The organism is Micromonospora sp., assembly GCF_048594385.1.
GTDB classification, from domain to species: domain Bacteria; phylum Actinomycetota; class Actinomycetes; order Mycobacteriales; family Micromonosporaceae; genus Micromonospora; species Micromonospora wenchangensis.
The window spans coordinates 1-4,936 of sequence record NZ_JBMDWU010000451.1 but is presented as its reverse complement, the minus strand read 5'-3'; the positions used below and the strand labels follow the sequence as shown (position 1 = coordinate 4,936).

General features: G+C 73.5%; 5 protein-coding genes and 1 pseudogene. 3 read left to right on the top strand and 3 right to left on the bottom strand.

Features of this window, described 5'->3' with window-relative positions; translation table 11 throughout:
* Positions 1-327: hypothetical protein (locus ACOJTC_RS24725; RefSeq protein ID WP_420118676.1), on the top strand; the 327-nt coding region annotated here is incomplete at its 5' end.
* Positions 328-377: 50 nt separating this feature from the next.
* On the opposite strand, the gene ACOJTC_RS24720 is transcribed toward ACOJTC_RS24725, so the two are convergent.
* The 3 genes from ACOJTC_RS24720 to ACOJTC_RS24710 all read right to left on the bottom strand — a co-directional run bounded on the left by ACOJTC_RS24720 (position 378) and on the right by ACOJTC_RS24710 (position 3,409).
* Positions 378-1,601, bottom strand: coding sequence for a multidrug effflux MFS transporter (locus tag ACOJTC_RS24720; protein WP_420118678.1), 1,224 nt, complete (start codon positions 1,599-1,601; stop codon positions 378-380).
* Positions 1,602-1,794: 193 nt separating this feature from the next.
* Entirely contained in the window at positions 1,795-2,706 is a 912-nt protein-coding gene (locus ACOJTC_RS24715; protein ID WP_420118677.1) for a siderophore-interacting protein, read from the bottom strand.
* Positions 2,707-2,848: 142 nt separating this feature from the next.
* Complete coding sequence (locus tag ACOJTC_RS24710) at positions 2,849-3,409, bottom strand: GNAT family N-acetyltransferase (protein WP_357930388.1); 561 nt, start codon at positions 3,407-3,409, stop codon at positions 2,849-2,851.
* Between the two features lie 440 nt (positions 3,410-3,849).
* Between ACOJTC_RS24710 and ACOJTC_RS24705 the strand changes: the two genes are divergently transcribed.
* On the top strand, positions 3,850-4,554 hold the full coding sequence (locus tag ACOJTC_RS24705; RefSeq protein WP_420118675.1) for a tryptophan 2,3-dioxygenase family protein: 705 nt from the start codon (positions 3,850-3,852) through the stop codon (positions 4,552-4,554).
* Between the two features lie 56 nt (positions 4,555-4,610).
* Positions 4,611-4,936 (top strand): annotated as a pseudogene (locus ACOJTC_RS24700) (hypothetical protein); the annotation flags it as partial.

Genomic DNA, 4,936 nt, shown 5'->3' with positions numbered 1-4,936 from the left:
TCGCTGCAACCGCGACCCGCCGGCCCGGCGCCGGACCCCCAGGCGTTGGCCGGGCTGGCCGCGACGACCACCTTCGAGTGGCCGCAGCGGGCCGCCGCCGAGGCGATGCCGTTGTACGTTGACGCGGGCGGCACCGCCGAGCGGATCCACCTGTCGCTGATGGCCGACACCGCGCTGCTCACCCCCGCCGACATCCGGGGCTTCCTGTACGCCGTGGAGCAGGTCGCCATGGAGCTGGCCCGGGACGACGTCAGCCTGCGCCGGGTGACGGAGATCTTCGAGGGTCACCGGCTCTGTGAGGTCCCCGGAAACGCGGACACCCCGTGACCGGCCCGCCCCGACCGTGACCGGGCGGTAGGTGCCCGGTCAGGGTCGGGTCAGTGCACGACCACGACCGCCGAGGGCGGTTCCAGGTCGGCGAGCCGGGACGGGCGGACCACGAGGAACAGCACCGCCAGCGCGGCCACCATGCCCCCGGCGACCACCAGCGCCATCGCCACCGCGCCGTTGCCCAGCACCCCCACCATCGGCGCGGCCACCGCGCCGACGCCGAACTGCACCGCGCCGAGCAGGGCCGAGGCGGTGCCGGCGGCCTCACCGTGGCGGGACAGCGCCAGCGCCGGGGCGTTCGGCATCGCCAGGCCGGCCGCCGCCAGCACCACCCACAGCGCCACCAGCAGGGCGGGTAGCCCACCGAACCCGGTCACGGCGAAGGCCAGCAGGGCCAGCCCGGCCAGGGTGCCGACGCTCAACGAGGTGACCAGGATGCGCTGCGGGGAGTGGCGGCGCAGCAACCGGACGTTGTACTGGGCCGCCCCGATCAGGCCCACCGCGCCCGCCCCGAACGCCAGCCCGAACTGCTGCTCGTCGAGCCCGTACCGTTCCTGCAGGACGAACGACGAGCCGGCGACGTACGCGAACAGGGCCGCCATGGCCAGCCCGGCGACCACGACGAGCCCCACGAAGGTCCGGTCGCGCAGCAGCGCGCCGTACAGGCGCGCGGTAGACCACACGCCGCCGGGTTGGCGACGCTCGGCGGGCAGGGTCTCGGGCAGGCCGATCACGGCGACCACGACGAGCAGCACCCCGAAGACGGCCAGGGTCACGAAGACCCCCCGCCAGTCCGTCCAGCGCAGCACCCCGCCGCCGAGGGTCGGAGCGAGGACGGGGGCGGCACCCATCACCAGCAGCAGCCGGGACAGCAGGGTGGCGAAGGCGGTGCCGTTGAACAGGGCCCGCAGCACCGCCATCGCGACCACCGTGGCGGCGGCGACGCCGAGGCCCTGCACCACCCGCAGCGCGCCGAGGACGGCGATGTGCTGGGCGACGACGCAGAGCGCCGACGCCACGACGTGCAGGGCGAGGCCGGCGATGAGCGGGCCACGGCGGCCGACGGCGTCGGAGAGCGGCCCGATCAGCAGTTGGCCGAGGGCCAGCCCGGCGAGCGTGCCGGTGAGGGTCAACTGGACCGCCGCCGAGGTGGTCATGAGGTCGGCGGCGATGGCGGGCAGCGCCGGCAGGTACATGTCGATGGTCAGCGGGCCGATGGCGATCAGCGAGCCGAGGACGAGGACGAGCCGGACCCGCTGCCGGCGGGTCATCAGTTCTCCGGGCGTCGGTGCGACCTTCGTCAGCCGGTCGGGGGCGAGATCGGTCATCGGGGAAGCTCCGCCCGGTCGTGGTGCGGCCGGGCGCGAGGCGGTACGACAGTCACACCTGGCTTCAAATCCGGACCTGCTGTTCTGATTCCCGCTCCACCGAGAGGTAACGCGGGTCACAGCCGCTGGTCACGGATCAGGCCGGGTCCACGCGCCCCAGCCGCCAGTACCCCATGAAGGCGACGGCGCGGCGGTCCACGCCCCGCTCGGCGACGAGGTGCCGGCGCAGCGCGCGGATGACACCGGCCTCGCCGGCGAGCCAGGCGTAGACGGGCACGGGCGCGGTCGGGGTCGGCACCTCCCACAGCGGGGCCACGTCGACGTCGACGTCGACGACCGCCCCGGCGGGCGTCGTCCCGGTGCCCGACAGCAGCCGTTGCCCCGCCGCTGCCACGGCGGGGAGCAGCCTGCTGCCGTGGCCGCCGCCGGCGCGGGCCAGCCAGCTCACGGTGACGCCGGGTGGGGCGGACACCGGCAGGACGTCGGCCGGGTCCGGCACCTCGAGCAGCACCTCGCCCCGGGCGTCGAGGGGCAGGCGTTCCAGGATGGCGCTGATCGCGGGCACGGCGGTCTCGTCACCGGCAAGCAGCAGCCGGCCGGCGGGCGGCGGGCGGAACTCGATGCCGCCGTGCTCGCCGTCGTAGCCGGCGTCGGGTCCGAGCAGCCCGGCCTCGTCGCCGGGGCGGACCCGCAGAGCCCACCGGCCCGCCGGGCCGTGGTCGCCGTGCAGCACCAGGTCCACGTCCACCTCGGACAGGTGCTGCCGGACCGCCCGGACGGTGTACGTGCGGATCGGGCAGCGCTCCTGCTCGGGCAGGGCGCGCCAGTGGGTGTACCAGTCGTCGCCGCCGGGCAGGTGCACGCCGGTCCGGCCGGGCAGCGGCAGCACCAGCTTGATCCGCTGGTCGTACCCGTTGTCGGCGAACCGGTCGAGGTCCGGGCCGGTGAAGGTGACCCGCAGGAACGACGGGCTGAGCCGACGCGCGGTGCGTACCTGGACGTCGAACAGCCGCCAGGGCGCGACGGGCAGGGTCCCGGTGCCGGTCAGGTGGTGCCGCTCCCCCGCCGGGCGAACTCGATCACTAAGCACGTAGGTGAGGCTAACCTAACCAACAACGTGAATGGCGACGTGGGTCACCCGTCACCCGCTCGGGGCGCGTCGCCCCCTGCCCGCGCAGCCCCGAGCCTGGTCAACGCTCCCGGGCGGCGCGGTCGAGGAAGAGCAGCCGGGCCCGCTTCTCCGGCAGGTCGATCTCCGGCCCGGGCACGAAGCCGGCCCGGACCAGCCGGTCGATGGCGCGGGCGTTGCGGGCGTCCGGTTCGGCGACGATCCGCAGCCGGGTCGGGTCGGCCAGCACGAACGCGAGGAACACGTCGAGGAGCACGCCGGTGAAGCCGGGCTGCGGGCCGTCGTCCGGCGGGCCGATCAGCAGGTGGATGCCGAAGTCGCCGGGGCGTACGTCGTAGCACCGCCCGACCGGGTCCGCCGCCGGCTCGTAGGTCTGGAACAGCGCCACCGGCCGGCCGTCCCGGTGGGCCAGGTAGGCGTGGTGGGTGGTCAGCGAGTCGAGGTACGCGTAGATCTCGCGGACCCGCTCCCGGCTGGCCCCGCGCATGCCCCAGAACCGGGACCGCTCCCGGGTCACCCAGTCGTGGATCACCGCGACGTCCCGGTCGGGATCCACCGGCCGGAGGGACACCTCCCCGAATCCGTCGACGCGGCACGAGGTGGAGGTCGGCGCAGTGGTCATGGCACTCCTTCCGGGCGACCGGCCCGACGGGCCCGTCACTTTTCGCTGTCGAAACGACACCCTCGGCGACGATTCCGCCAGACCCCATCACAACTTCGGAAAGTATGCAAACGACCACCCGGGGCAATGTTCCGCCGGCGACGCCCCGCGCCGGCGGCGACACCGGAACGGCGACACCGGAAAACCGCACCCGGCCACCGGCGATCGGCGACCGCATCCCGGCCCGCCGACCTGTGACACGTCAGGCACACCCTGGTATTGACTCGCGTATTTCGTTCTGATAGCCGACCCGGGCCGGAGCGCAAAGGCGGCGATTCGCTCGGAGCGCCGAGGATCACTAATCGTGGAACAGGGGGTGACACATTGCCGTTCGTCGTTGAATAATTGCCGCTGTCGAGTGCCGGTCCCGTGCGCGCCGGCGTTTAGGAGAAGGGACAGTCGTGAAACGTGACCAGTCACCGGTGCTGCCGGGCGACGGCTCCACGGACTACGCCCGTTACATGCGCACCGACGAGCTGCTCGCCCTGCAACGCCGCCCGGCGGAGATGCTCCACCGTGACGAGCTGCTCTTCCAGGTGGTGCACCAGTCCGCCGAGCTGTGGCTGAAGCTGGCCGAGGCCGAGCTGAGCGCCGCCGTCGGGCGGACCGGGGCCGCCGACCCGACCGCGGCGGCGGCGCTGCTGGCCCGCGCGACGCTCGCGGTGCGACTGGTCACCGACCAGCTGGAGATGTTCCGGCACCTGTCGCCTGTCGACTTCCAGACGATGCAACCCGCGCTGGGCAACGGTTCCGGTGCCGAGTCGCCCGGCTGGCGGCGGGCCGCGACGGTCAGCAGGCGGCTCGGCCGGGTCTTCGCCGAGCACCTCGCCACCCGGGGCGGCAGGCTCGACGCGCTGGCACCGACCGACCCGACCCGGCGGCTCGCCGAGGCGATGATCGCCTGGGACGAGCAGGTCCACCAGTGGCGGGTGCGCCACTACGAGGTCGCCCTGCGGGTCGGCGGGCACGCCCCCGGCGGCACCCCGGGCAGCGCGGCGAACGTGCTCGCCAAGCTCCTCGAACACCGGTTCTTTCCCGAGCTGCGCCCGTCCCGGCCGGGCGCCGACGTCCCGGTGGCGGCGCATTCGGGCACCGCAGAGGCATGACGAGCCGCGCCACTCGAAAAATCGTCGGCGCTCCCTGTGACAGATACCCCCACGAGGTGCGGTTCGTGCGTGAGCTGACGAGCTGGTCGTCCGGTACGGCCGATCCCGAGCAATTTCCCTACCAGGCAGTGGTCACCGAATTTCATCGTGTCGGTAAACACTTCGTCAAAAAGGAACTCCTCGTCCAGCTGGACGCCGCGCGCGCCCGGGTGAACGCGCGGACCACCCCCGCCCGCGAGTTGTCCGCCTTCCTCGACGTGGCGCTCGACAAGTGGGACGGCCGGTACGACTACCGCAGCTACCTGGCCCTGCCCCTGCTCCCCCTGTCCACAGTCGCCCCCGAGACCGGACCGGGCGGGCGGGTGGCCGACGAGGTCGACCG

Bases quoted from the DNA above. Each gene is read 5' to 3' on its own strand.
- ACOJTC_RS24710 (WP_357930388.1), bottom strand. From the start codon at position 3,409: ATGACCACTGCGCCGACCTCCACCTCGTGCCGCGTCGACGGATTCGGG.
- ACOJTC_RS24720 (WP_420118678.1), bottom strand. From the start codon at position 1,601: ATGACCCGCCGGCAGCGGGTCCGGCTCGTCCTCGTCCTCGGCTCGCTG.